Genomic DNA, 25362 nt, shown 5'->3' with positions numbered 1-25362 from the left:
CACGCATGTGCAACGAATCTCGGGGTGAGCGAAATGTCCATCGATCTGAATGCCGACCTGGGCGAAGGCTGCGACAACGACGAAGCGCTGATGGCGCTGGTAAGTTCGGCCAACATCGCTTGCGGCTGGCACGCGGGCGACGCCACGACCATGCGTCAATGCGTGCGCTGGGCGCTGAAGAATGGCGTGGCCATCGGCGCGCATCCGAGCTATCCGGATCGCGAGAACTTCGGGCGCAGCGAGATGAACCTGCCCGCCGACGACATCATCGCCGGCACGCTTTACCAGATCGGCGCGCTGGCGGCGATCGCGAGGGCGGAGGGTGCCACGTTGGCGCACGTCAAGCCGCATGGCGCGCTCTACAACCAGGCGGCGAAGGATCCGGCATTGGCGGATGCGCTGTGCGAGGCGGTCAGGCGCTTCGATCCGTCACTGCGGTTCTTCGGCCTCGCCGGCAGCGGAATGATCGCTGCGGCCCGTCGGGCCGGCCTGCAGCCGGTGGAAGAGGTATTTGCCGACCGCGGCTACAACGCCGACGGCAGCCTGGTCAGCCGGAAGCTGCCCGGCGCGCTGATCGAGGACGATGCCCTGGCAATGGCCCAGGCCATTTCGTTGGTACGAGACCACAGCGTGCGGGCCATCGATGGCAGCCTGGTGGCAGTGAATGCCCAGACCGTCTGCCTGCACGGCGACGGGCCCCACGCCCTGAAATTCGCAAGAAGCATCCGCGAAAAGCTGGCCGGAGAGGGCATCGCAATTCGTGCCGCATGTTGAAACAATGTGAACTATTTTTCTTTTTCCCGCACAAGGACGCGCTTTGGCACATAATGCCGCAGCTTTCCCGCACCTTGCTGCGGGTTGGCAAACGGTGATAGGTTGGTTTCGCGCCACAGCGGGTTTTGTTTGTTGTGATTCTGGGACTCCATCGCTTTTGTTTCTTGTTATTTGAGGAGTCCAAAAAATGGGCAAAAAACTGTACGTGGGCAATCTTGCCTATTCGATCCGTGACAACGACCTGGAACAGGCCTTCGGCCAGTACGGTGCTGTCGCCAGCGCCAAGGTCATGATGGAACGCGACACCGGTCGCTCCAAGGGTTTCGGCTTTGTCGAGATGGGCAGCGATGCGGAAGCGCTCGCAGCCATCGAAGGCATGAACGGCCACGCACTCGAAGGCCGTAGCCTGACGGTGAACGAAGCTCGCCCGATGGAACCGCGCCCCTCGGGTGGTTTCGGTGGCGGCGGCGGCCGTAGTGGTGGCGGCGGCGGCGGTTACGGCGGTGGCGGCGGCGGTTACGGCGGCGGCGGCGGTGGCCGCAGCGGTGGTGGCGGCGGCTACGGTGGTGGCGGCAGCGGCGGTGGTGGCTACGGCGGCGGCAACAGCCGCGGCGGCTACTAAGCACTCGCTGCTTTGAATAAAAAAGGCTCCCTTGGGAGCCTTTTTTGCGTCTGGCCAAGTTAAGTGCCGCAGACAGTGCTGTAGCCAGGCGGGCCGATCCGACGCAGTGATGTGTTTGATTGCGGGCCGTATCAGTCGACGAGCCGGTCCAGCCAGGCGCCCAGCGATGCGTTGACGAGCGCCGGCTTTTCCATGGTCAGCATGTGGCCGCAGTCCGGCAACCACACAAGCTCGGCACCGGGCGCCAGTGCCGCTATCTCGCGCGAGCAGTCGGGTGGTGTCAGGCGGTCGGCGTCGCCGCACATCACCAGCACCGGGCAACGCAGCCGGGGCAATTGCTCGCGCGCGTCGGGGCGCTTCATCAGGGCGCGGTTCTGGTTGATCAACTGCTGCGCGCCGGCGTCCAGCATCATGTGCAGGTAGCGAGCCACCATCTCCTTGTCGGCGGCTTGCGTGGGGTGGAACGCGAACATCACGTTGGGCTCGATCACGCTGCGCACGTCGCCGCGCTGGAACAGCTCGATCGCGGCCTCGCGCAGTGCGCGCATGTCGGGTGTTTCAGGGCGTGGATTGGTGCCGAGGAGCGCCAAGCCCTGGATGCGTTCTGGCGCCTGGCGCGCGGCTTCCATCGCGATCATGCCGCCCATCGAGGCGCCGCAAAGCACCAACGGGCCTTCGTGCGCTTCCAGTACGTCGCGCGCCATTTCCTCGATCGTCGCGAAGCGCATGTGGGCGTCGCTCACCGCCGGCGCCATGTGGCTGGGGAGCGCGGGCCACTGGTCTTGCCACAGGCGGTCGTCGCAGGCGAGGCCGGGAAGCAGGACGAGTTGAGGCATGTCGAGGGGGTTGGCAGGAATGGCAATGCGAGGTTGCCAACGATTCTGGCATCGACACAGGTTTGAAGCGTGCGAATGGGACAATGCGAGTACGCACTATGCAAATTTCTACCAACCTGATCCTGATCCGTCACGGCGAGACCGACTGGAACCGCGAGCTGCGCTTCCAGGGCCACGTCGATGTGCCACTCAACGACATGGGCCATGAGCAGGCCCGCCGGCTCGGGCTGCGGCTGGCCGGGGAGCCGATCCAGAAGGTGATCAGCAGCGACCTGATGCGCGCGCAGCAGACGGCGACGCCGGCGGCGCAGCAGCTCAAGCTGCCGATCGTGACCACTGTCGGCTTGCGCGAGCAGCACTTCGGCGTGGCCGAGGGGCTGCGCGCCGACGAGATCCGCGCGCTGCATCCGCGTGCCTGGGAGCAGTGGCTCGAATTCCGCGAGGAGAATGCGATGCCCGAGGGCGAATCGGCCCTTGCCTTCCATGCGCGCATCATGGAGGCGCTGGGCCGTATCGCGACGACCTACGGCAGTCAGAACGTGCTGGTCGTGACGCATGGCGGCGTGCTCGACATGGTGTGGCGCACGGCCAAGGGCATGAGCCTGAGCGGGCCCCGGCAGAGCGAGATTCCGAACGCCGGGGTCAACCGCATCCGGCTGGCCGATGCCTCGCAACCGACGCGCATCGAGATCCTCGAGTGGGCCGATGCGGCGCACCTGAAGGACCTGCCGCCGCAGCCGACCTACGACCAGCGGCGCCATCTCGCGCCCACGCCCATGGTCAAGCCCGCGACAGACGCCGGCTGATTTCTTTCGGCGTCTTGATGAGGGGGCCGTCGGTGGTTTCCAGGTGGGCGCACAGGAACTGCTCGCTGCCCGCCAGCAAGCCGCGGTAGAGCAACTCGCACAGCTCGCGTGCGCGCAGGCCGGGCCAATCGGCCGGTAGCAGGGCGGCCGGCAGGTTGGGGTCGCGCAGCAACACGCGGCGGTATTCGTGGATCAGCAGGGTGCGCAGGAAGAAGGCTTCAGCCTGGGTCAATGCGTCCAGCAACGCCACGGCCGGCTCGAAACGGGCAATGAACTGTTGCCATGCCTGGTCGACCTTCGAAAGCTTGAAGGTGTCGTGCATGAGGGCTTGCAGCGGCTTGCGGCCGTAGTCGTCGAGGCTTTGCGCACTGAGTACGGCGACCCGGTCTTCCGCCTTGGCGGCGCGCAGTATTTCCTGCAGTGATTGATGGTCCACATGCGGGTGCGCAAAGATGCCGGGCGAGAGCTGGCCAAAGCTCTCCCACAGCAGTTCGCGCTTCAGGTGCTGGCGCATGCTGGCGCGCATGCCAGTTTCCAGCAGCACCAGCGTCCAGCGGCCGTCCCATGTCGGCAGGTTGAATTCGTAGATGCGCCGATCGGCATGCCGCACGCGCTGCAGGCCGATGTCCGACAGGCCGTAGTAGCTGCGGCGCCCGATGCGCGTGGCGGTGAACCAGTCGTCCGCGGTGAGCCGGAATGCACTGGTTCGCACCAGCCGCGACGAGATGCCGAAAGGCTCGGACAGCGCGATCAGGTTGCCCAGCCAGACCGATTGCCGACGGGGCGCGATCGCATCGCCGTAGATGGTGATCAACACGGAGTTGGAGCGCATGACCAGCCCTCGGCGCAGCTTCGCGACGCGGGGGGAAATCTGTGCTTCGAGCTTTGCGGGAGGCATGGCGTGCTCCTGAAGTGATACACAGCCTTCGATTGTATGAGTCCATTTGTATCACTACCATTCATTTCAGTTGGCCATTTCGCTGCGCGCACCCGCGACGCATGAAACCGGCGAGCACCGCGAAGCCCGTTCGTGGGCACCCGCGGAACCGGCTTTGCCGGGCCGCCGGGTGCGCCCCCTTGAGGGGGGAGGCGCCGCAGGCGCATTCGGGGGTGGGCATATCAACGACACGATGAATGGAGACAGGCATGTACGCACAACTCGTCGAGACGGGTGCACAGGCAGTCAGGACGCTGGAGGAAATGTCGCCGCAGGAGCGCGCATTTCAGGAGCGGATCGACGCCAGCATCAAGGTCGAGCCCAAGGACTGGATGCCCGAGGGCTACCGCAAGACGCTCATCCGCCAGATATCGCAGCACGCGCATTCCGAATACGTCGGCATGCTGCCCGAGGCCAACTGGATCTCGCGGGCCCCGACGCTCCAGCGCAAGGCCATCCTCATGGCCAAGGTGCAGGACGAAGCTGGTCACGGCCTCTACCTCTACAGCGCGGTCGAGACGCTGGGCGTGACACGCGACCAGACCTACCTCGACCTGCTGTCGGGCAAGGCCAAGTACTCGAGCATCTTCAACTACCCCACGCTGACCTGGGCCGACATCGGCGCCATTGGCTGGCTGGTCGATGGCTCGGCCATCGTCAACCAGGTGCCGATCTGCCGCTGCTCCTACGGACCGTATGCCCGCGCGATGGTGCGGGTGTGCAAGGAGGAGTCCTTCCACCAGCGCCAGGGCTTCGAGATCATGCACACGCTGTGCCGCGGCACGGCGGCGCAGAAGGCGATGGCACAGGATGCGCTGAACCGCTGGTGGTGGCCTTCCATCGCGATGCACGGCCCGGCGGACGACCAGTCCGTGAACAGCGCGCAGTCGATGGCCTGGAAGATCAAGTCGCAGACCAACGACGCGCTGCGCCAGAAGTTCATCGACCAGACCGTGCCGCAGGCCGAGTTCCTCGGCCTGACCATTCCCGATGCCGACCTGAAGTGGAACGAGGAACGCGGCCACTACGACTACGGCCCGATCGACTGGGAAGACTTCTTCAACGTGGTGCGCGGCAAGGGTCCGTGCAACCAGGAGCGCCTGGCCGCTCGCAACAAGGCATGGAACGAAGGCGCATGGTTCCGCGAGGCGATGCAGGCCTACGCGGACCAGCAGGAACAACCCGATGAACTGAAGGTGGCATGACATGAGCTCCGAACAGAAAACCCGACGCGAATGGCCCCTCTGGGAAATCTTCATTCGCAGCCAGCACGGCCTCGCGCACAAGCATGTGGGCAGCCTGCATGCGGTCGATGGCGCCAGCGCCGTTCAGCATGCCCGCGACGTCTACACGCGGCGCAACGAAGGCGTGAGCATCTGGGTCGTGCATGCGGCCGACGTGCTGGCCAGCAGCCCCGGCGACAAGGAAGCGCTGTTCGATGCGGCGCAAAGCAAGGTGTACCGGCATCCGACCTTCTTCCCCATGCCCGACGGTGTGGAACACATCTGACGGCCGGCGCATGAACACCAAACTCGAATACCTGCTGCGCATGGGCGACAACTGCCTCGTGCTGTCGCAGCAACTGGCGGCCTGGTGCGGCCATGGGCCGGCGTTGGAGGAAGACCTCGCGCTGACCAACGTGGCGCTCGACCTGCTGGGGCAGGCGCGCATGTGGCTGACGCTGGCGGGCGAGGAAGAGGGGCTGGGCCGCGACGAGGACGCGCTCGCCTATTTCCGCGACGGCAATGAATTCCGCAACCTGCTGCTGGTGGAGCAACCCAACGGCCACTATGGCAACACGGTGGCGCGGCAGTTCCTGTTCGATGCCTGGCACATGCATGCGCTGGCCGGACTGGCCGGGTCGAGCGACGCGCGCATCGCGGAGATCGCGCAGAAGTCGGTGAAGGAGGTGCGCTATCACTTCGAACGCAGCGCCGGCTTGATGATCGCGCTGGGTCGCGGCACGCCGGAAAGCCATGCCCGCATGCAGGCGGCGGTGGAACTGCTCTGGCCGTATGCCAACGAATGGTTCGAGTCCGATGCGGTGGACGAGGCCTGCGCCGCAGCGGGCGTGGCGCCGGCGGCGCCTTCGCTCGCCGCACCTTGGCGCGCGAGTGTCGAGGCCGTGCTGAGCCGTGCGACTCTTGCGATGCCCGGCTACATCGGCCATCAGCGCGGCGGCAAGCGTGGCGTGCACACGGAGCATCTGGGTCATCTGCTGACCGATCTGCAGTTCGTGCAGCGCACCTATCCGGGAGCCCAGTGGTGAGCGCCGTGATGGCGGCGCCGCAGGAACAGGTCTCGCGCGACTCGGTGCTGGCCTGGCTCGGCGAGGTGATGGACCCGGAAGTGCCTGTGGTCTCGGTGGTCGATCTTGGGCTGATACGCGATGTCGAATGGAAGGATGGTTCGCTGGTCGTCACCGTGACGCCGACCTACTCGGGCTGCCCGGCCACCGAGGTCATCGCCCAGTCGATCCGCGATGCCGTGCAGGCGCGCGGCGTGGAGCGCGTGCAGGTGCGTACGCAGCTCGCACCCGCATGGACCACGGACTGGATGAGCGCCAAGGGCCGCGACGCACTGCACGCCTATGGCATCGCGCCGCCGGTGGCGCACGCCGCTGCGGCCGATGGCACGCAGGCCATCGACATCAGCGCGTTGCTGGCCCGGCGCGTCGTCGTGCCGTGCCCGCAATGCAACTCGCGCAAGACGCGCCTGTTGTCGCAATTCGGCTCGACCGCCTGCAAGGCGCTCTACCAGTGCAACGACTGCCTGGAACCCTTCGACTATTTCAAGGCGCACTGATGACCCCTCAATTCCATTCCCTCCAGGTCAGCCACGTCGAGCAGGCGACCCGCGACGCAGTGGCCGTGACCTTCGCCGTGCCGGAGCACCTGGACGACACTTTCTCGTACGTGCAGGGCCAGTACCTCACGCTGCGCACGCGGCTCGACGGTGAAGAGCTGCGCCGCTCGTATTCGATCTGCTCGGCCGTGCAGGACCGGCGCCTGCGGGTGGCCATCAAGCGCGTGTCGGGCGGTGCGTTCTCCAACTGGGCGGCGGAGAACCTGCGGCCGGGCAGCGCCATTGAAGTCATGCCGCCGCAGGGCCACTTCCACATGGCGCTGCAGCCCGATGCTCAGCGGCATGTCGTGGCCTTCGCATCCGGCAGCGGCATCACGCCGGTGCTCTCCATCATCAAGACCACCTTGCTGGCCGAACCGGAGACCAGCGTGACGCTCGTCTACGGCAACCGCTCGTCGAGCGGCGTGATGTTCAAGGAAGAACTCGAGGACCTGAAGGACAGCTACCTCGGCCGTTTCAACCTGGTCTGGATCATGAGCCGCGAGTCGCAGGACATTCCGCTGTTCAACGGCCGCATCGACCATGAGAAGTGCAGCCAGCTGCTCACGCACTGGATCGACCCGGCCGGCATCGACGCTGCCTTCATATGCGGCCCGGAAGACATGATGCTGGCCACCTCGCAGGCCCTGCAGGACCATGGTGTCGACAAGTCGCGCATCAAGGTCGAGCTGTTCGGCAGCGCCCCGAAGGACGGCAAGCTGCGCATGACGCGTGCCCCGGTCGAAGGCAGCGACCAGTGCGAAGTGGAGGTCGTGGTCGACGGCACGCGGCGCAGCTTCTTCATGCGCAAGAACACCGACAACCTGGTCGACGCCGGCATCAAGGCCGGGCTGGAGATGCCGTACTCGTGCAAGGGCGGCGTGTGCTCCACCTGCCGCGCGAAGGTGGTGCAGGGCGAAGTCGACATGGACATCAACTTCGCACTCGAGGACTACGAGGTGGCGCGCGGCTTCGTCCTGTGCTGCCAGAGCTATCCGGTCACCGACAAGCTGGTCATCGACTTCGACCAGGAACACGCCCACAACTGAAGCCTGTTGCCGGGGCCCGTCCGCGTGCGCGCGTGGGCCCGGCAACGCATCCGCGCCAGACAAGCGACCCCACCCATTCGACGAGATACAAGAACCATGACCGTGCACACCACTCCCACCGATCTGCTCGACCCGATCGAGCGCGCCAGCCGCGACGAGATCGCCGCCCTGCAATTGAAGCGCCTCAAGGCCACGCTGCAGAACGTCTACGACAACGTGCCGCACTACCGCCAGGCCTTCGATGCCAAGGGCGTCCACCCCGACGACCTGAAGACGCTGGCAGACCTGGGCAAGTTTCCCTTCACGACCAAGAAGGACCTGCGCGACAACTATCCCTTCGGGTTGTTCGCGGTGCCGCAAAGCCAGGTCTCGCGCATCCATGCGTCGTCGGGCACCACGGGCAAGCCGACGGTGGTGGGCTACACGATGAATGACATCAGCAATTGGGCCGACCTGGTGGCGCGATCCATTCGCGCCGCGGGCGGACGTGCCGGCGACGCGATGCACATCGCCTATGGCTACGGCCTGTTCACGGGCGGGCTGGGTGCGCACTACGGCGCCGAGCGACTGGGCTGCACGGTGATCCCCATGAGCGGCGGACAGACCGAGAAGCAGGTGCAACTGATCCAGGACTTCAAGCCGCGCCTCATCATGGTCACGCCGTCGTACATGCAGGTGATCCTGGAGGAGTTCGCGCGCCAGGGCATCGACCCGCGCGAGAGCTCCCTGAAGATCGGCATCTTCGGCGCCGAGCCATGGACCGAAGGCATGCGCCGCGACATCGAGGTTCAGGCCGGCATCGACGCGGTGGACATCTACGGGCTCTCCGAAGTCATGGGGCCGGGCGTGGCCAGCGAGTGCGTCGAGTCGAAGGACGGGCCGGTGATCTGGGAGGACCATTTCTACCCGGAGGTGATCGATCCCGAGACTGGCGAAGTGCTGCCCGATGGCGAGGAGGGCGAACTGGTCTTCACCTCGCTGACCAAGGAGGCCTTCCCGGTGATCCGCTACCGCACGCGCGACCTCACACGGCTGATGCCGCCGACGTCGCGCGCCTTCCGGCGCATCGGCAAGATCGTCGGCCGTTCGGACGACATGCTCATCATCCGCGGCGTCAACGTGTTCCCGACGCAGATCGAGGAGCTGGTGCTCAAGCACGGCAAGCTGTCGTCGCTCTACCAGATGATCGTCACGCGCCAGGGCCTGCTCGACGAGGTCGAGGTGCTGGCGGAACTGCAGCCGGGCGCGGCCGACATGCCGTCCGGCGAAGTGGCCGAGACCGCCCGCTGGCTGCAGCAGCGCATCAAGACGATGGTCGGCATCAGCACCCGCGTGACGGTGCAGGCGCCGGATTCGATCGAGCGCACCCAGACCGGCAAGGCGCGCCGCGTGATCGACAACCGTCCGCGCGCCTGATTGCTGCAACGGCGCCCGCGCGCCCGTGTCCGGCCTCGGCGGCCTGCGGGCGCAGCGCAAGTTGCAGGAACCGTGCGTGCGAAGATTGGAGAATGGCGCGGCCGATCATCCCGTTCTCGTCGCTGTGTGGACGCGAGGCGGCCGGTGGCCAGGGCACGGCGTCGCAAGAGACCGCCTTCGAGGCGGCGAACAAACAAGGAGGCACAAGAATGAACTGGGTAACCATTGCCGCGGACCCGTCCGCATGTCGGTTGAAGCCGGGGAAACGGCAGTCGCGCATTCCCCGTCGCAGCTTGAAGGTTCGCGCCGCATTCCCGGCCTGACCCGCCCGTTGATGCGCGCGTTGCCACTCGGCGTCCAGGGCCGCGCAACGATTCATGTTGCACGCGGCAGCGGCGGACGGTCCGATGCCGATGCGATTCGCAAACGCCCCCACTTCAATTCCCAAAATGCAGATTGCGCAAATCGCGCGCCTGATCCAGAACATGCCCTTCTTCCAGGGGCTGGACGAAGACGTGCTCGCCAAGCTGGCCCATGAGGCGCGCGTGCTGCGCGTGCAGAAACGAGAAGTCATCTTCCGCAAGGGAGACCCCTGTTGCGGCAGCTACATCATTGCCTACGGCCGTGTCCGCCAGTCGCTGTTCACCGGCCAGGGCGTTGAAAAGCCGCTGCGGGTGGTCGAGGCCGGCGGCGGCTTTGGCGACGCCACGCTGCTGCGCGACCTCGCGCACAACACGACGGCCATCGCGCTCGAGGATTCCGCGCTGGTCTATGTGCCCAAGGCCACCGTGCTGGCGTTGCTGCACGCCGACCCGCAGCTGACCTTGCGCCTGCTTTGCAGCCTGGCAGGTCGACTGCATCAGGCGGCCTCCGATATCGACGAGTTCTTCATGCACCCGCCGGGTGCGAGGCTGGCCAGCTACCTGTTGCGGCTGGTGCCGCCCAATGGCACAGGCGTGAGCCGCGTTCAACTCTCTCTGCACAAGCACCTGATGGCCGCACAGTTGAACCTGACGCCGGAAACCCTGTCGCGCTACTTCCGGGAGTTCTGCAAGCTGGGGCTGATCGAACTGCAAGGCAACAGCGTGACCATCCTGGATGTGCACAGGTTGAGCCAGCACGCGGCGGACAAAAAATAATCGGCAGTCGAATCATCGAACTGCCGATTGGAAACACCCTTTAGGAAGGGTTTGTTCTTCTTCCCGGAAAAACGAGCCGGATTACAGCTTGATCCAGATGTGCTCTTCCACCGACTGGAACACGCCTTCCGGAGCGACGGGAATCTTGGCGTTGTTGGCGGGGTCCATCGTGGCCATTTTCAGCTTTTCCAGGGCAGCCATGTTCTCGAAGGTTTCCAGCATCACCACCTGGCCGGCAGGACCGCCAAAGCGCGCGTAGACCTGGGCATGCAGGGCATAGACCTGGTTGACGGCTTCGCAGCGCTTCTTGGCGTAGACCATTGCGTCCTGCTGGTGGCCAGCGTGCGGGGTGCCGATACGGGTGAACATCACAGTCATTCTTGTACTCCTTGATATTGGTTTAATGAACGATCATCCAGATTTGCGGTGACCGGGCGTGATCCTAAGGATGAATGTTTTCGTTTGAGTTGCCCGGCGGCGCCAACTTCAAGAATCTTGATTTCAGTCAAGGAAATTCGCGCGAGGCCAGGAGTTCAGGGTCAATCCGGATTCCATCCGCACTGATTGCCATGCCGGCGAAAGTGATGCACAAGAGCGGGTTGTGTGAGTACTTTCGGTGACCTAGCATTCGCCATGCAGTGAGCAGGCCACAAGGCTTGTTCACCCGCGATCTCTGTTAGCAGTGTGAACAGGCCCTCCAGAACAATGCCCGCGCAGCAATTGCCTCCCGATGCACCGGCCAAGGCCGCCGCAATCCGCTACGCCAGGACCCTGACGCGCGACGCCGGGGAGCATGCCGCCAGCCTGAGCGCGTGGGATCAGCACTATGAACAGCTCTCGGCTGGGCGCTACGAGGGCTGCCTGGAAGAGTTCCATATCGGACCGGTGCAGATCTTCCGCGAACAATCCAACCAGGCCGTGCTGCAGGGCGGGCGTCCGCGCGCGAACACCATCTCCGTGGCGCTGACGTTGGCCACCCAAGTGGCGGGCTGGTACTGCGGGCATGAGATTGGCGAGGGCCGCGTATTTGCCCTCAGCTCGGATCGCGAGTTCGATCTGGTTGCCGGCGCCGGCATGGCGCTGGTCGGGGTCTGCGTCGACACGGCGGAGCTCGCCAGGCGCGCGGCCATCCTGCACGGCCGGGAGTTGCCGCTGAACCTGCCCGGCCCGTCGCTCATCAGCCGGTCGACGATGCACCGGGACGCGCTGGCCCTGCTGGTCGACAGCGCCATGTCGCTGGTGCGTGACCGGCCCGCGACCCTTGCCGATGGGGCGCTGCGCAACCGGCTGGCGGAATCGCTCACCGACGCGGTGCTCGAGAGCATCGCACCGGACTGCATCGAGTCGGGCCTGCTTCCGGGCGCCGCCGCGCGCCGGCAGATCGTGGCGACCGCGCGGGAGTACATGCGCAGCCATGCGGACGAGCCCATCTCGGTGCCGGACCTGTGCGTGGCCACCGGCGCGTCACGCCGCGCATTGCAGTACGCGTTCGAGAACGTGGTTCAGCTGAGCCCGGTGACCTACCTGCGCGTCATGCGGCTCAACCGCGTGCGCAGCGAACTCCAGGCGCGGCACGGCGACACGGTCGGTGACGTGGCGGCGCGCTGGGGCTTCTGGCACCCGTCGCGCTTTGCGGCGGAATACCGCGAGCTGTTCGGCGAACTTCCCTCGGTCACGCGCATGCGATTCGCGTCCATGCCGCCGGAGCCGATGCGGCGGCACTGAGAAGGGGCGATCGAGCCCCCAGGGCCGGGCCACGCCCGCCCCCGCGGGGAATCACCTCGAGATGGCAAAGCCACATCGACTCAAGAGCCCATGCCCGCGGCCGAGCGTGCGGGTTATCCCTCCCCGAGGCCTTGCCAAAAGTGGATAACGCCGTGGCCCCCCGCGGCCCTAACCTTCGTCGCGCTGTCACCTCCGACCGACTGACGACCAGGAATCCACCATGCAAGACGTATCCACTTCACTCGCACTGCGCACAACCGGCCCGCGGCTGCGGCCGATCGGCCGGGCCATCGCCCTGGTCCTTGGCGCCTGCGCCATCGGCGCGGCCACGATGGGGTCGATGCCCGCGATGGCCCACGGCGGCGCAGCCCACATGGTGCCGATGACGAAGACGCTGGAAGACTTCGGCGCCAGCGTGCGCTTCGACCGCTTCTCCAACGTCTACACCATCAACCGCAACGGCACGCTGGTGCGCGTCAAGCCCGGCTCCAGGGAGGCGCTGGTCAACGGGCAGCCCCTGCAACTCGACGTGCCGGTGGTGATGCGCAAGGGCGCGCCGTACGTGTCGCGCGATTTCATCAACCAGGTGTTCCAGTCGAACCTGGACAAGACCTTCGTCATCGAGCGCAAGGCCAGCCCGCTCAACCCGCTGACGGAGGCCGAGATCACGGCCACGGTGGACGTGCTCAAGGCCTCGGGCAAGTACCAGCCGGGCTACCGCTTCACCGAGATCAGCCTGAAGACGCCGCCCAAGGACCAGGTGTGGTCCTATGCCCTCGGCGGGCAGCCGGTGCAGGCGCCGCGGCAGGCCAACTTCGTGATCCTGGACGGCAAGAAGGTCATCGAAGGCACGGTGGACCTGGCCGCGCGCAGCCTGACGAACTGGAAGCCCATCGAAGGCGCGCACGGCATGGTGCTGCTGGACGACTTCGAGACGGTGCAGAAGGTCATCGAGGCCAGCCCCGAATACGCGCAGGCGCTGGACAAGCGCGGCATCAACGACGTGAAGAAGGTCTACGCCACGCCGCTCACGGTGGGTTACTTCGACGGCAAGGATGGCCTGAAGCAGGAAGACCGGCTCTTGAAGGTGGTCAGCTATGCCGACGTCGGCGACGGCAACACCTGGGCGCATCCCATCGAGAACCTGGTGGCCGTGGTCGACCTGGAGCAGAAGAAGATCATCAAGATCGAGGACTCGGGCGTCATCCCCGTGCCGATGAAGGCCACGCCCTATGACGGCCGCGACCGCGCGTTGACGGTCCCGCCCAAGCCGCTGGAGATCACCGAGCCCGAGGGCAAGAACTACACGATCACCGGCAACACGCTGCACTGGCGCAACTGGGACTTCCACATGCGGCTCGACTCGCGCGTGGGCCTGATGCTCTCGACCGTCACCTACAACGACAAGGGCACGAAGCGCAAGATCATGTATGAAGGCTCGCTCGGCGGGATGATCGTGCCCTACGGCGACCCCGACACCGGCTGGTACTTCAAGGCCTACCTCGACTCGGGCGAGTACGGCATGGGCACGCTGACCTCGCCGATCGTGGCCGGCAAGGATGCGCCGATGAACGCCGTGCTGCTCGACGCCACGCTGGCCGACTTCACCGGCAAGGCCTACAAGATCCCGAACGCGATGGCCGTGTTCGAGCGCTATGCCGGCCCCGAGTTCAAGCACAACGAGATGGGCAAGTACACCGTGTCCACCGAGCGGCGCGAACTGGTGGTGCGCTGGATCAGCACGGTCGGCAACTACGACTACATCTTCGACTGGGTCTTTGCCGAGAACGGCACCATCGGCATCAATGCCGGCGCCACCGGCATCGAGGCGGTCAAGGGCGTGAAGTCGCGCACCATGCAGGATCCGACGGCGGCCGAGGACACGCGCTACGGCACCTTGCTCGACCACAACATCGTCGGCACCACGCACCAGCACATCTACAACTTCCGCCTCGACCTCGACGTCGACGGCGAGAAGAACTCGCTGACCGAAGTCGACCCGGTGGTCGTGCCCAACACCCGCGGCGGACCGCGCACCAGCGCCATGGAGACGGTGACGCGCACGGTGGCGACCGAGCAGAAGGCCGCGCAGAAGTTCGACGCGGCCACCATCCGGCTGCTGAGCAATCCTTCGCGCAACAACAAGGTCGGCAACCCCGTGTCCTACCAGCTGATTCCCTATGCGGGCGGCACGCACCCGATCGCCAAGGGCGCCAACTTCGCCAAGGACGAATGGATCAACCATCGCCTGAGCTTCATGGACCGCCAGCTCTGGGTCACCCGCTACAACCCCGACGAGCTGTTCCCCGAGGGCAAGTACCCCAACCGCTCCAACAAGGACACCGGTCTCGGCGAATTCGTCGCCGACGACCAGTCCATCGAGAACGCCGACGACGTGGTGTGGCTCACCACCGGCACCACCCACGTGGCGCGTGCCGAGGAGTGGCCGATCATGCCGACGGAGTGGGTCAACGTGCTGCTCAAGCCGTGGAACTTCTTCGACGAAACGCCGACGCTGGGGCTGAACGCGCCTGCAGCCAAGGCCAAGTAAACCCACCAGGACCCCAGGATGCAAGACGATCAAACGCAAGCAACGAGCGGCAGCGATTCATCACGTGGAACCCAGCGCCGCGACTTTCTCAAGCTGGGTGCGGCAGCACTGGCTGCGCCCCTGGGCGTGATGGCGCAATCCGCGCACGCCGCCGCCAAGGGCGCCGGCGAGATCACGGGCTGGACGGCGATCCAGCTCTCGCAGGCGATCCAGTCGCGCAGCGTCTCGTGCGTGGAGGTCATGACGGCCTACCTCGCGCAGATCGACCGCTTCAATCCGAAGGTCAATGCGATCGTCTCGCTGCAGGCGCGCGATGGCTTGCTGGCGCAGGCCACCGAGCGTGACGCGCAACTGGCCAGCGCCACCAAGGCCGGCCAGCGCGTGCGCTGGATGCATGGCTTTCCGCAGGCGCCGAAGGACCTGACGAACACGGCCGGCATCGTCACGACGCAAGGCTCGCCGATCCTGAAGAACAACGTGCCCAAGACCGACTCGATCATCGTCGAGCGAGTCCGCAAGGCTGGCGCGGTGCTGGTCGGCAAGACCAACACGCCGGAGTTCGGCCTGGGTTCGCACACCTACAACACGGTGTTCGGCACCACGCTCAATGCGTACGACACCAGCAAGAGCGCGGGCGGCAGCAGTGGCGGCGCGGCCGTGTCGCTGGCGCTGAACATGCTGCCCGTGGCCGACGGCAGCGACATGATGGGTTCGCTGCGCAACCCGGCGGCATGGAACAACGTCTACGGCTTCCGGCCTTCCCTGGGCCGCGTGCCCTTCGGTCCGACCAGCGAGGTCTTCCTGCAGCAACTCGGCTACGAAGGGCCCATGGGGCGCAACGTGGCCGACCTGGCCATGCTGCTGTCGGTGCAGGCGGGCTACGATGCGCGCACGCCGCAGTCCATCGACCAGGACCCGGCGATGTTCGCCAAGCCGTTGCAGAAGGACTTCAAGGGCGTGCGCGTCGGCTGGCTCGGCGACTTCAACGGCTACCTGCCGATGGAAGCCGGCGTCATGGACACCTGCACCCAGGCCCTCAAGAACTTCGAGGCCATCGGCTGCAAGGTCGAGGCGGTGCAACCCGACTTCCCGATGGAAAAGCTCTGGAGCACCTGGCTTGCGATGCGCGGCTTCGTCATCGCGGGCGTGGCCGGCGGCCTGTATGCCGACCCCAAGCTGCGCGCCATGATGAAGCCCGAGGCCATCTGGGAAGTCGAGAACGGCCTGAAGCTTTCTGGCGCGGACGTGTTCAAGGCGGGGGTCGATCGGTCGAGCTGGTACCAGGCGCTGAACAACCTGTTCAAGACCTACGACTACCTCGTGCTGCCGTCGGCGCAGATGTTCCCTTTCGACGCCAAGCTCGACTGGCCCAAGAGCATCAACGGCAAGCCCATGGACACCTACCACCGCTGGATGGAAGTGGTGGTGGGCGGCACGCTCGCCGGCCTGCCGGTCCTCAACGTACCCGCCGGCTTCGGTTCGAACGGATTGCCCATGGGCCTGCAAGTCATGGGACGCGCGCAAGCGGACCTGGCCGTGCTGCAGGTCGGGCATGCCTATGATCAAGCGAGCGGCTACACCTCGCGGCGCAGTCCGCTGCTGGGTTGAACAGCAGTTCACCCGACCTGAGCACTTCATCAACAAAACCTGAATATAGGGACAAGACAATGCATCAAGCCACCATGACCATCGGCGGCCGCGCCGTCGCCGGCGCCGGCACCTTCGAGGTCCGCAATCCATCGACCGGGCAAGTGATCGGCACCGCGCCCAACGGCTCCAGCGCCGACCTGGAAGCGGCCGTCGCCGCCGGGCATGCCGCCTTCCAGAGCTGGTCGCAGAAGTCCGACGCCGAGCTGGCCGAGGCCTGCGTCGCGGTCACGAACAAGATCAACGCGCATGCCGAGGAACTGGCCGTGCTGCTCACGCAGGAACAGGGCAAGCCGCTGAACGGCATGGGCTCGCGCTTCGAGGTCGGCGGCGCCGGCGCGTGGTCCGGCTACACGGCGGGGCTGTCGCTGCCGATGCGCGTCCTGCAGGACAACGAGCAAGGCCGCATCGAACTGCATCGCAAGCCCCTGGGCGTGGTCGGTTCCATCACGCCGTGGAACTATCCGGTGCTGATCGCCGTGTGGCATGTGTTGCCCGCGCTGCGCACCGGCAACACGGTGGTCATCAAGCCATCGCCCTTCACGCCGCTGGCCACCCTGCGCATGATCGAGTTGCTCAACGAGGTGCTGCCGCCCGGCGTGATCAACAGCGTGAGCTGCGACGACAAGACCTCCAACCTGGGCGCCCAGATGTCGGCGCACCCGGTCATCCGCAAGATCGTCTTCACCGGCTCCACCGGCACCGGCAAGCGCGTCATGGCGTCCGCCGCGGAAACGCTCAAGCGCCTCACCCTGGAGCTGGGTGGCAACGATGCCGGCATCGTGCTGCCCGACGCCGACCCCAAGGCCATTGCAGAAGGCCTGTTCTGGGGCGGCTTCATCAACAACGGCCAGACCTGTGCCGCCATGAAGCGCCTGTACGTGCACGACAGCATCCATGACGATGTCTGCGAGCATCTGGTGGCCTACGCGCGCAACGTGAAGATGGGCGACGGCATGGACGAGACGAGCATGCTGGGCCCGGTGCAGAACCGCCCGCAGTTCGACATCGTCTCGCGCCTGGTGGCCGATGCGAAGAAGAAGGGCGAGGTGCTGATCGGCGGCGAGCCGGGCGACGGGCTGTTCTTCCCGGCGACGATCATTGCCGGGCTCAAGAACGGCGATTCTTTGGTCGATACCGAGCAGTTCGGCCCCGCGCTGCCAGTCATTCGCTATTCCGACGTCAACGAAGCCGTCCGCGCCGCCAATGACAGTCACAACGGCCTGGGCGGTTCGGTGTGGTCGAGCGACATCGACCATGCCAAGCGCATCGCCCTGCGCATGGAAACCGGCTCGGTGTGGATCAACAAGCACGGCGCCATCCAGCCCAACGCGCCATTCGGTGGCGTCAAGCTGTCGGGCGTGGGCTCCGAGTTCACCGAAGACGGCATGAAGGAATACACCGACGGCCAGGTGATCTTCAGCTGAAGAAGGTGTGAAGCTCTCTACTGCGGCCACCGATCTCGGGTCTGCGGTGTTGGCTCCGGCATGACAAGCGCTTCGCGCAGTTGTCAGCCTCTGCCGCAACTTCGTTGTCACCGTACTTGACGCCGGTTCCGCTCCTCAACCCGACCTCGGCGCCCTCGCTACGAAATCTTCACACCTTCTGGCCGCTAATTGACGGGTGAGGCGCTGGCCGATGGGGGTCAGCCCGCCTCGTCGGCGGTCGGGTCTTCCGGCTTCTCCAGCTTCTTGTTGCGCACCTGCCGGATCATCGCTTCGCCTTCCACGTCCTTGCCGTCGGAGGGCACCGATTCTTCCTGGGTGATTTCCGGCTCTTCGTTGTCGCCGGGCTTGGTGCGTGACGATTCGCTGGGGCTCATGGCTGTCTCCTGATAGTAGACCGCCAGACTGGGTGCGTTCCCGAGGGCGGCGCCTCGGCGGAACGCTTCATGCGCCGTCAGCCTGCGCCGACGTCGGGCAATCCCAAGGCTAGATAGACCCGGTCTGCCTGCTGGCGCAAGCGCAGCGATTCCGGCTGCCCGTTCAATTGCCGTTGCAGCACCCCCTGCGCGCCGGCGAGAGCGGCTGCGGTGCCGCTGCGCACGAGCGCATCGAGATAGACCTGCTCGAACAGGTCGCGCTGGGCATGGCTGCCGCCGATCTCGATCAGCCGGGGCAGGGCGAGGCCCAGGCCTTCGATGGCGGCCGCATGGTCGCCACGCGCATGGGCGCGCAGCCCGTACGCGGCGGGCACGCATACGCGCTCCCAGGCGGCGCGCGTCGAGGCGGGCGCACGCGGTGCATAGGCCGCGATGTTGTGCAGCAAGGTGTCGGCGTCGGGCCTTCCCGCCCGGGCGAGGCCGTAGAGGTATTGCAGGTCGAGGAAGGGCAGGACGTGATCTTCGGTGCGCTGTGCCAGGTGATCGGCCAGGTCCTGCCAGCGATCGCCGACGTCGATGCCGGCCAGCTCGAAGCGTGCCAGCAGGGACGCCGCGCCGATCTGGTCCTGCGAATAGGCCTTGACCACGCCCCAGACCTGTTCGTCGTACAGGGCCAGCGCCTCGGCATCGCGGCCCAGGTCGATGAGGAAGAGCGCGACATGCCACCAGTTGTGCGTGACCATGAAGGAGTTCAGGCCGGTCCAGGTATCGCTGACTTCGCGCATGAAGCCGAGCCCTTCGGCAAGGCGGCCCTCGGTCAGCATCACATGGCCCAGCGCGTGATGGGCCCAGGGTTCCTTGCGGCACAGGGCGATGGCGCGGCGCGCGCTGGATTCGGCTTCGCGCATCAGGTGGCATTGCTCGTAGCCGAAGGCCGTCATGCCATGCACGTAGGGCACATCGGCCGATGCCGCCCGCGTGGCCAGTGCGATGCGCAGCATGCCCGGGCAGTCGCCGACGTTGAAGCAGTGGTACTGGCCCAGCTTGAGCGAGGCCAGGTCGCGCGGAAACTCGCGCGCCTGCTCCTCGTGCAGCCGGATCGCCTGGGCGATGTCGCCGGACACCCACGCCGCCACCGCCGCGATGAAGCGCCGCTCGCGCGGCGTGGCCCGCCCGACGCCGGACTGCGCGCGTGCGATGAAAGGCCGCGCATTGGCCACGGCGTCGCGCGACTCCGCGAACATGTGCAGCGCGGCGCAATACGCCTGCACGATCGGGCTGGTGTCCCGCGCCACCGACAACACATTCACCGCCCGCGCCTCGCACGAGATGAAGCCCATGACGAAATCGTCGACCGCGCGCACGCTGGCGGCGTCGCTCACGCTGAGGGGATTGCCGAGGCTGTCGGTGTGCATCGATCCATTGTGCCGCTGCGCCCGGCCGCAAGCCCGCGGCTCAAGCGCGGAGGGGTGTGTCGCCGGGGCTGAACACAAATGACCCCACCAGCGCGCAAGCGGCCAGCGTCCAGACAATCACCGCGCCGGACGGCAGGTCGAGCAGCGCCGACAGCGCCAGCCCCAACCCGTAGCCCACCGCGCCGATGCCGTAGGCCAGCCTCAAGCGCTTCGCCCCCGAATGGCCCAGCGTACCCAGTGCCGGGATGATCAGGCTGGAGAACACGAGGTACACCCCCACCAGTTGCACCGAAGCCGTCACCGCCAGCGCGAACACCCCATAGAAGCCGAAGCGCCCGAGCCGCGCGACCCAGCCCATGCGCAGCGCCGCCAGCAGCACCGCCGACACGCCGCCGAGCCATATCAGCTGCGTGGTGTTGACCCACAGGATCTGTCCCACGAGCAAGTCCTTCAGATGCTCGCCGCCATGCGGATTGCTCGCCAGCATCAGGATGCCGGCGCAGGCCGCGAGGATGAACATGACACCGATCAAGGCCTCCTGCTGCTGGGGCGCGCGCCGTTCGGTCCAGGTCAGCAGCCACGCGCCGAGCAGGGCGGCGCTCACGGCTGCGGCCTGCACCGCCATGCCGCCTTCGGGCAGCCCCAGCGCATCGGCCGCGATCACGCCGAGGCCGGCGATCTGCGCAATGGCCAGGTCGATGAAGACGATGCCGCGGTCCAGCACCTGCGTGCCGAGCGGGACATGCGTCGCCAACACGAGCAGCCCCGCGACCAGCGCGGGCCCGAGGATGCCCCAGTCGAGCGCGCTCCAGTTCAAGGCTTTGCTCCGGCGTCGGTGAGCCGCGCCACCGTGTCGTCGAAGAGTCCGAACAGGTCCTTGGCGCCGTCCGTGCCGCCCACCGTGAATGGCAGCTTCACGGCCGGAATGCCCGCGTTCTTGCTGAGCCAGTCGGAAGGTCGCGAATCCTGGTAGGCGGCATAGACCACCATGCGCACCGGCTGGCCCTTGATCGCGGCTTGCACTTCCTGCAAGTGCGATGCGGTCGGCTCCACGCCGGGCTTCGGCTCCAGCACCGCGACTTCCTTCAGGCCGAGCCAGTCATAGAGGTAGACGAAGGCGTTGTGCTGCGACACCACCGGCGCGCCCTTGAGCGGCGCGGCCTTCGCCGACCAGCCCGCCATCGACTTCTGCCAGCGCTGCGAGAAGTCGATGGTCGCCTTGGCATAGTCGGCGGCATGCGCCGGGTCCACCTGCTGGAGCCGCGCACCGAGCGCCGTCGCCACGGCCGCGATGTTGCGCGGGTCGGTCTGGATGTGCGGGTTGCCGGCAGCATGCACATCGCCTTGCGAGCGGTCGACCGTGGTCGGGACTTCGAGCTTGCGCACGAAATCGGCGGCGGCAAAGTTGCCGGGTTGCCCCGCCTGGATCTTGGGGTTGCCGGACTGTTGCAGCAGGATCGGCAGCCAGCCGATCTCCAGTTCCGCGCCGGTGCAAACGACCAGGTCGGCGCCGCGTGCGCGTGCGATCAGGCTCGGCTTGGCCTGGATCTGGTGCGGGTCCTGCAACGCATTGGTCGCCACCGACACATCGACGTTGCTGCCGCCGAGTTCCTGCGCCAGCGCGCCCCATTCGGGCTCGCAGGCAAACACGCGCAATGCCGCGCCGGCGGGCGCCGCGAGCAGGAGCAGCGGCGCGGCCAGCGTCGCCAGGACGATCGAGTGATTCAGTTTCATGGGGTTCTCCGGTGGTCGGTCAGTAGCTGTGCGCACCGTGCGCGCCCAGGCTCATCTGGTATTGCAGCGAGATCTGGTTGTCGGGCTTGCCCTCGCGCGCGCGGTCCTGCGCGAACTGCAGGCGGATGCGGGAGAACTCGCTCGGGTTGTAGTCCAGCATGATGGAATTCTTCTTCGCCCGGTAGCCGGTGCCCGCCAGCCCGGTATCGAGGCCGAACGATGGCGTGCCCGGGTCCAGCTGTTCCGTGCGCAGGCCGATGCGCCAGGCGGGCATGAACTGGTAGACACCTTGCAGGTACCAGCCGGACTGCGTCACGCCGTAGGGGCTCGGCAACGCGGAGCCGTCGGCTGCCACGACCATGCTGCCATCGCGCTGGCTGCGCAGGTATTCGCCCTGCAGCTTGAAGTTGGTGCGTGTCGCGTTGCCGTTCGGCGCCCACTTCCAGACGCCATCCAGCACCCACACGCGCGAGTTGCCGGTGAACTGGCTGGCAAAAGGCAGGCCGGCGGCGTCCACGCCCGTCAAGGTCTGGTCGCTCGCCTTTGCGTTGAGCATCGAGATGCCGGCGCGCCAGGAGTTGCTCGCGCCGATATCGCCGCCGGTGTGGGCGTAGAGCGCGTACATGCCGGCGCCGTTGCCGTCCTTGTCGCTGCCGGGGAAGGTGCGGCCGCGGCCCAGTTCGGCCCCGAGCTCCAGGTACTGGTCGATGGGCGCGAGCCATTTCAACTGCACGCCGTCGTCGCCGTACTGCGTGCCGAGCATGGCTTGGTAGGCCAGCGGTGCGTCGACGAAGTCCCAGGTGTGGGAATGCTGCGGGTTCAGGTAGCCCACGCCCGAGAAGAAGCGGCCACCCTTGAGCGTGAAGCCCTTGCCCAGCGCCGTGGTCTCGACGAAGGCCTCCTCGATCGACACCGAGTTGTCGGCGGCGACCGAAATGTTCGCGGCGCCGCGGAACCACGGATCGACGCTGGCGGAGAAGCCGAGCTCGGTCTCGCCGAGGCTGAAGTTGCGCGTGCCGGGGCCGATCTCCGCGCCGGGCGGCAATGGAAAGCCCGTGATCCGGTAGTCCGCAGGGTCGCGCGTTGTGTGGGTGTAGCCGCCTGACAGGATCAGCGAGAGTGCGGGATTGAAGGCGTTGGCGCCGCCGCCGCCGCCCGCCGAGGCAACCGCGGCAGGGGCCGCGGAAGTGGCCGGCGCGGCTGGGGTGGCCTGGGGCGAGGGTTGGGCCACCGTGGTGGGGGGTGACCATGTGTCCGCGGGGGCCGTAGCGGTACCCGCAGCCGCGGTTCCGGCTGTGGCCGTGGGTGACGCAGGCGTCTTCGCAGTCGCCGTGCCCGGCGCAGCCGCGGCGGCTTCGGCCGACTTGACGCGCTGCTCCAGCGCCTTCAGTCGGGCTTCGTAGTCGGCGCGCATCGCCTTCATTTCCTTTTGCAGTGCGCGCACATCGGAGGTGGTGTCGGCCATCGCGCCGATCGGAATGGACAGGGCGAGCGCGAGGCTCGCCGGCAAGAACTTGGGCATGAGAAAAAGGCTCCCGGCAAATACGTCGAACCGCACCCGACCGCGGTTCAGGCGGGTCGGGCGCAACTGGAAACAGTCAGCGGTCAGGCGTCGGGAGGAGCGCGGCCTTGGTAGGCCAGGGCGAGGAGGTTCTCGCGCAGGTTGTCGAAGGCCGGTCGCGGCGTTTCGACGGGCGCTGCCGGGGGCAGCGCAAGGGAGGGCGGGCTGGCTGCCAAAACGCCGCCGGCAATGGCGCCGGCCGTGGCGCAGAGGTCGCACTGCAGCACGTGGGTCGCGGCCTTCTGATCCGCCGCCGCAGCCAGCGCTTCGCCGGCGTGCGACAGCAGGTGCGAGGTTGCCGCCACCTGCGCCACCGGCAGCAACAGCACGAGCCAGAGCAACCACGCGAGGTGGCGCGGCGGGCGCGTGAGGCGGGAGTGGGCTGCGGGCATGGTGGAGGGCGAATCTTAGCCGCTGGATCTTCCGCCGGCGTGCCGGGGGCGACAAGGCCTCCTTGCGGAATCGCGCACAAGTCGAGAGATGGCCGATGCCGTCGATCGAGGAGCACAACGGCGGGCTCGCGCCACGGCAGACGCGCGGCGCCCGCCGCGGACAGTCAACCCAGGCGCTTCTTCATGAAGGCCAGGTAGAAGTCTCCCGCGTACCTGTCGATGCGCGCGAACTCCTCGTACCCGTGCTTCAGGTAGAAGCCGCGTGCCTGCCATTCGAAGGTCTCCAGCTTGGCATTGCGCGCACCCAGTTCCACCGCCCGCGCTTCCGCCTGCGAGAGCAGTTGCGAGCCGAGGCCCTGGCCGCGCGCACTTTCTTCCACCCACAACACGTCGATGTGCAGCCAGTACAGGAACACATAGGCCCGGACGCCGCCCATGACCTGGCCATCGGCATCCCTGGCGTTCAGTCGAACCGGCTGCGTCTCGGGGTACTCACCGACGAAGCCGTAGTTGAACTCGCGCAACTGGCGCCCGACGTAGCCCGAGTGGACCTCCTCATCCGTGGCCTGCGCGATGCGCAGCCCGGACCCGTGTTCAGGCACCGGGCGGCTCCGGCCAGGGGCGCTGCGCTTCGCGAATCTGCTCGAAAGCGCGCGCGACGCGCAGCACGCCCAGGTCGTCGAAGCGCTGCCCGGCGATCTGCAGGCCGATCGGCAGACCGGCCGCGCTGTAGCCGCAGTTGATCGAGGCAGCCGGCTGCTCCGACATGTTGAAGGGCACGGTGAAGCCGATATGTTCCAGCGGACGCAACGGGTCGTTCGTCGGCGAGGGGTCTTCGGCCGGGGCAGGCATGTTCGGCGCCACGGGCGAGATCACGTAGTCGAACTTCGAACAGGCCGCGACCGCGGCCACCCGCGTCGCGTGGAACTGGCTGAAGGCGCGGAACACATGCTCTCCGCTGAAGCCGTCGGCGCTCCCGGCCCAGGCGCGAATGTAGGGCAGCACCTTCGCGCGCTGGTCCGGCCGCAGCGACTGCATGTCGACGTGCGAGCGCATGCGCCACAGGTGGTCCATGCCGTCGAGCATCGCCTGCGTCATGAAGGGCTGCATCGGCTCGACGATGGCGCCGGCCGCTTCGAACAGCCGGGCAGCATGCTCCACTGCCGCGTGGATTTCGGGATCGACCGGTAGCCCGCAGCCCGCGTCGAGCAGCAAGCCGATGCGCAGGCCCTTCAGGTGATCTGCGCCGACTTCGTGGCTCGCCCAATCGATGTCGTTCGGCGGCAGGTTCATGCTGTCGCGCGCGTCCGGCCGGGACAGCACCTGCATCATCAGCGCGCTGTCGGACACGGTGCGCGTCATCGGTCCGGCCGCCCGGCCCATGTAGGGAGGGTCGATCGGGATGCGACCCAGGCTGGGCTTGAGCGTGAAGATGCCGCACCAGCCGGCCGGCAGCCGCAACGATCCGCCGATGTCGGTGCCGACGTGCAGCGGTCCGTAGCCGGCGGCGGCCGCAGCGCCCGCGCCCGCGCTGGAGCCGCCCGGCGTGCGGCTCAGGTCCCACGGATTGCGCGCCAGCGTATGGAAGCTCGACAAGCCCGAGGACAACATGCCGTAGTCCGGCATGGTGGTCTTGCTGAAGAACACCGCGCCGCTTTCGCGCAGGCGAGCGGCCGGAGGCGCATCGAGCGCGGCCGGCTTCAGGTCCACGGCGGCGGTGCCTGCGGGCAGCGGGTCGCCACGCGTCGCGATGTTTTCCTTGATGGTGACCGGCACGCCGTCTAGCGGACCGAGCGGCGCGCCGCTGCGCCAGCGTGCCTCCGAGGCGCGTGCCTGCTCAAGCGCAGCCTCGGGGCGCAGCAGGTACGTGGCCTGCAGCCGGTGCTCCCACCGCGCGACGTGTGCCAGCACGTCCTGCGTCACCTCGACGGGCGACAGCTTGCCCTCGCGGTAGGCACTCAACAGTTCGACCGCCGAAGCGGAATGCAATGCGTTGTTCATTCAGCAGCGATCGAGGCAATGGGGTGGAGCACTGCGAGACCGGCCTTGCCGGTCCGCGGGAGTTGCCCCCGACGAGGGGGCGCGGGAGTAG

General features: G+C 66.7%; 26 protein-coding genes. 14 read left to right on the top strand and 12 right to left on the bottom strand.

The window, feature by feature from the left end; all coding sequences use genetic code 11:
- Positions 1-33 precede the first annotated feature (33 nt).
- Positions 34-774 (top strand): 5-oxoprolinase subunit PxpA, encoded by a 741-nt coding sequence (gene pxpA, locus HB681_RS12485; protein WP_213955129.1) that lies wholly within the window; start codon positions 34-36, stop codon positions 772-774.
- A gap of 11 nt (positions 775-785) precedes the next feature.
- Here pxpA and HB681_RS12480 read toward each other — a convergent pair whose 3' ends face one another.
- A complete protein-coding gene (locus HB681_RS12480; RefSeq protein WP_213955128.1) occupies positions 786-926 on the bottom strand; it encodes a hypothetical protein in 141 nt (46 codons plus the stop codon).
- 35 nt (positions 927-961) lie between these two features.
- On the opposite strand from HB681_RS12480, the gene HB681_RS12475 reads away from it, so the two are divergent.
- A complete protein-coding gene (locus HB681_RS12475) occupies positions 962-1396 on the top strand; it encodes an RNA-binding protein (RefSeq protein WP_213955127.1) in 435 nt (144 codons plus the stop codon).
- 131 nt (positions 1397-1527) lie between these two features.
- Here the strand turns inward: HB681_RS12475 and HB681_RS12470 are convergent, their stop codons facing one another.
- Positions 1528-2232: an alpha/beta fold hydrolase gene (locus tag HB681_RS12470; protein ID WP_213955126.1), complete on the bottom strand. Its 705-nt coding sequence runs from the start codon at positions 2230-2232 to the stop codon at positions 1528-1530.
- Between the two features lie 98 nt (positions 2233-2330).
- On the opposite strand from HB681_RS12470, the gene HB681_RS12465 reads away from it, so the two are divergent.
- Positions 2331-3038, top strand: coding sequence for a histidine phosphatase family protein (locus HB681_RS12465; RefSeq protein ID WP_213955125.1), 708 nt, complete (start codon positions 2331-2333; stop codon positions 3036-3038).
- Here HB681_RS12465 and paaX read toward each other — a convergent pair.
- Entirely contained in the window at positions 3013-3936 is a 924-nt protein-coding gene (gene paaX, locus HB681_RS12460; protein ID WP_213955124.1) for a phenylacetic acid degradation operon negative regulatory protein PaaX, read from the bottom strand. The two genes, HB681_RS12465 and paaX, sit on opposite strands and share 26 nt — an antisense overlap.
- A 248-nt stretch (positions 3937-4184) precedes the next feature.
- On the opposite strand from paaX, the gene paaA reads away from it, so the two are divergent.
- The 7 genes from paaA (at position 4185) to HB681_RS12425 (ending at position 10423) form a co-directional block, all read left to right on the top strand.
- Positions 4185-5180 carry a 1,2-phenylacetyl-CoA epoxidase subunit PaaA gene (gene paaA / locus HB681_RS12455; protein ID WP_213955123.1) on the top strand — a complete coding sequence of 332 codons (996 nt, stop codon included), beginning with the start codon at positions 4185-4187 and terminating at the stop codon, positions 5178-5180.
- Between the two features lies 1 nt (position 5181).
- Positions 5182-5484, top strand: a complete 303-nt coding sequence (paaB, locus tag HB681_RS12450) for a 1,2-phenylacetyl-CoA epoxidase subunit PaaB (protein WP_213955122.1) — start codon at positions 5182-5184, stop codon at positions 5482-5484.
- Between the two features lie 10 nt (positions 5485-5494).
- On the top strand, positions 5495-6244 hold the full coding sequence (gene paaC, locus HB681_RS12445) for a 1,2-phenylacetyl-CoA epoxidase subunit PaaC (protein ID WP_213955121.1): 750 nt from the start codon (positions 5495-5497) through the stop codon (positions 6242-6244).
- A gap of 8 nt (positions 6245-6252) precedes the next feature.
- Positions 6253-6780, top strand: coding sequence for a 1,2-phenylacetyl-CoA epoxidase subunit PaaD (gene paaD, locus HB681_RS12440; RefSeq protein ID WP_213955227.1), 528 nt, complete (start codon positions 6253-6255; stop codon positions 6778-6780).
- Entirely contained in the window at positions 6780-7868 is a 1089-nt protein-coding gene (gene paaE / locus HB681_RS12435; protein ID WP_213955120.1) for a 1,2-phenylacetyl-CoA epoxidase subunit PaaE, read from the top strand. The genes paaD and paaE overlap by 1 nt, the downstream gene beginning before the upstream one ends.
- A 96-nt stretch (positions 7869-7964) precedes the next feature.
- Complete coding sequence (paaK, locus tag HB681_RS12430) at positions 7965-9284, top strand: phenylacetate--CoA ligase PaaK (protein ID WP_213955119.1); 1320 nt, start codon at positions 7965-7967, stop codon at positions 9282-9284.
- 449 nt (positions 9285-9733) lie between these two features.
- Positions 9734-10423 carry a Crp/Fnr family transcriptional regulator gene (locus tag HB681_RS12425; protein WP_213955118.1) on the top strand — a complete coding sequence of 230 codons (690 nt, stop codon included), beginning with the start codon at positions 9734-9736 and terminating at the stop codon, positions 10421-10423.
- A gap of 81 nt (positions 10424-10504) precedes the next feature.
- Here HB681_RS12425 and HB681_RS12420 read toward each other — a convergent pair whose 3' ends face one another.
- The gene (locus HB681_RS12420) at positions 10505-10801 is read right to left on the bottom strand and encodes a hypothetical protein (RefSeq protein ID WP_213955117.1); all 297 of its coding nucleotides are present in this window, start codon (positions 10799-10801) and stop codon (positions 10505-10507) included.
- Positions 10802-11128: 327 nt separating this feature from the next.
- On the opposite strand from HB681_RS12420, the gene HB681_RS12415 reads away from it, so the two are divergent.
- The 4 genes from HB681_RS12415 to HB681_RS12400 all read left to right on the top strand — a co-directional run bounded on the left by HB681_RS12415 (position 11129) and on the right by HB681_RS12400 (position 17773).
- Positions 11129-12148 carry a helix-turn-helix domain-containing protein gene (locus tag HB681_RS12415; protein WP_213955116.1) on the top strand — a complete coding sequence of 340 codons (1020 nt, stop codon included), beginning with the start codon at positions 11129-11131 and terminating at the stop codon, positions 12146-12148.
- 220 nt (positions 12149-12368) lie between these two features.
- A complete protein-coding gene (gene tynA / locus HB681_RS12410; protein WP_213955115.1) occupies positions 12369-14699 on the top strand; it encodes a primary-amine oxidase in 2331 nt (776 codons plus the stop codon).
- Between the two features lie 129 nt (positions 14700-14828).
- Positions 14829-16307 carry an amidase gene (locus HB681_RS12405; protein ID WP_213955226.1) on the top strand — a complete coding sequence of 493 codons (1479 nt, stop codon included), beginning with the start codon at positions 14829-14831 and terminating at the stop codon, positions 16305-16307.
- A 59-nt stretch (positions 16308-16366) separates the two neighbouring features.
- Positions 16367-17773, top strand: a complete 1407-nt coding sequence (locus HB681_RS12400) for an aldehyde dehydrogenase family protein (protein WP_213955114.1) — start codon at positions 16367-16369, stop codon at positions 17771-17773.
- A gap of 218 nt (positions 17774-17991) precedes the next feature.
- Here HB681_RS12400 and HB681_RS12395 read toward each other — a convergent pair whose 3' ends face one another.
- From HB681_RS12395 to HB681_RS12360, 8 genes are all read right to left on the bottom strand, one after another.
- Positions 17992-18168: a hypothetical protein gene (locus tag HB681_RS12395; RefSeq protein WP_213955113.1), complete on the bottom strand. Its 177-nt coding sequence runs from the start codon at positions 18166-18168 to the stop codon at positions 17992-17994.
- A gap of 77 nt (positions 18169-18245) precedes the next feature.
- Positions 18246-19583, bottom strand: coding sequence for a tetratricopeptide repeat protein (locus tag HB681_RS12390; RefSeq protein ID WP_213955112.1), 1338 nt, complete (start codon positions 19581-19583; stop codon positions 18246-18248).
- Between the two features lie 40 nt (positions 19584-19623).
- Entirely contained in the window at positions 19624-20400 is a 777-nt protein-coding gene (locus HB681_RS12385; protein WP_213955111.1) for a metal ABC transporter permease, read from the bottom strand.
- Entirely contained in the window at positions 20397-21317 is a 921-nt protein-coding gene (locus HB681_RS12380) for a zinc ABC transporter substrate-binding protein (protein ID WP_213955110.1), read from the bottom strand. Before HB681_RS12380 ends, HB681_RS12385 begins: the two co-directional genes overlap by 4 nt.
- A 19-nt stretch (positions 21318-21336) precedes the next feature.
- Entirely contained in the window at positions 21337-22839 is a 1503-nt protein-coding gene (locus HB681_RS12375) for a hypothetical protein (protein ID WP_213955109.1), read from the bottom strand.
- Positions 22840-22922: 83 nt separating this feature from the next.
- The gene (locus HB681_RS12370; protein WP_213955108.1) at positions 22923-23270 is read right to left on the bottom strand and encodes a hypothetical protein; all 348 of its coding nucleotides are present in this window, start codon (positions 23268-23270) and stop codon (positions 22923-22925) included.
- Between the two features lie 164 nt (positions 23271-23434).
- Positions 23435-23872 (bottom strand): GNAT family N-acetyltransferase, encoded by a 438-nt coding sequence (locus tag HB681_RS12365; protein ID WP_345944668.1) that lies wholly within the window; start codon positions 23870-23872, stop codon positions 23435-23437.
- Complete coding sequence (locus tag HB681_RS12360; protein WP_213955107.1) at positions 23865-25271, bottom strand: amidase; 1407 nt, start codon at positions 25269-25271, stop codon at positions 23865-23867. Before HB681_RS12360 ends, HB681_RS12365 begins: the two co-directional genes overlap by 8 nt.
- Positions 25272-25362: the final 91 nt, after the last annotated feature.

This window comes from Variovorax sp. dw_954, from assembly GCF_018449755.1.
GTDB lineage: Bacteria > Pseudomonadota > Gammaproteobacteria > Burkholderiales > Burkholderiaceae_C > Variovorax.
Note: the sequence above shows the minus strand (reverse complement) of the source record. Positions and strands in the feature narration are given on the sequence as shown.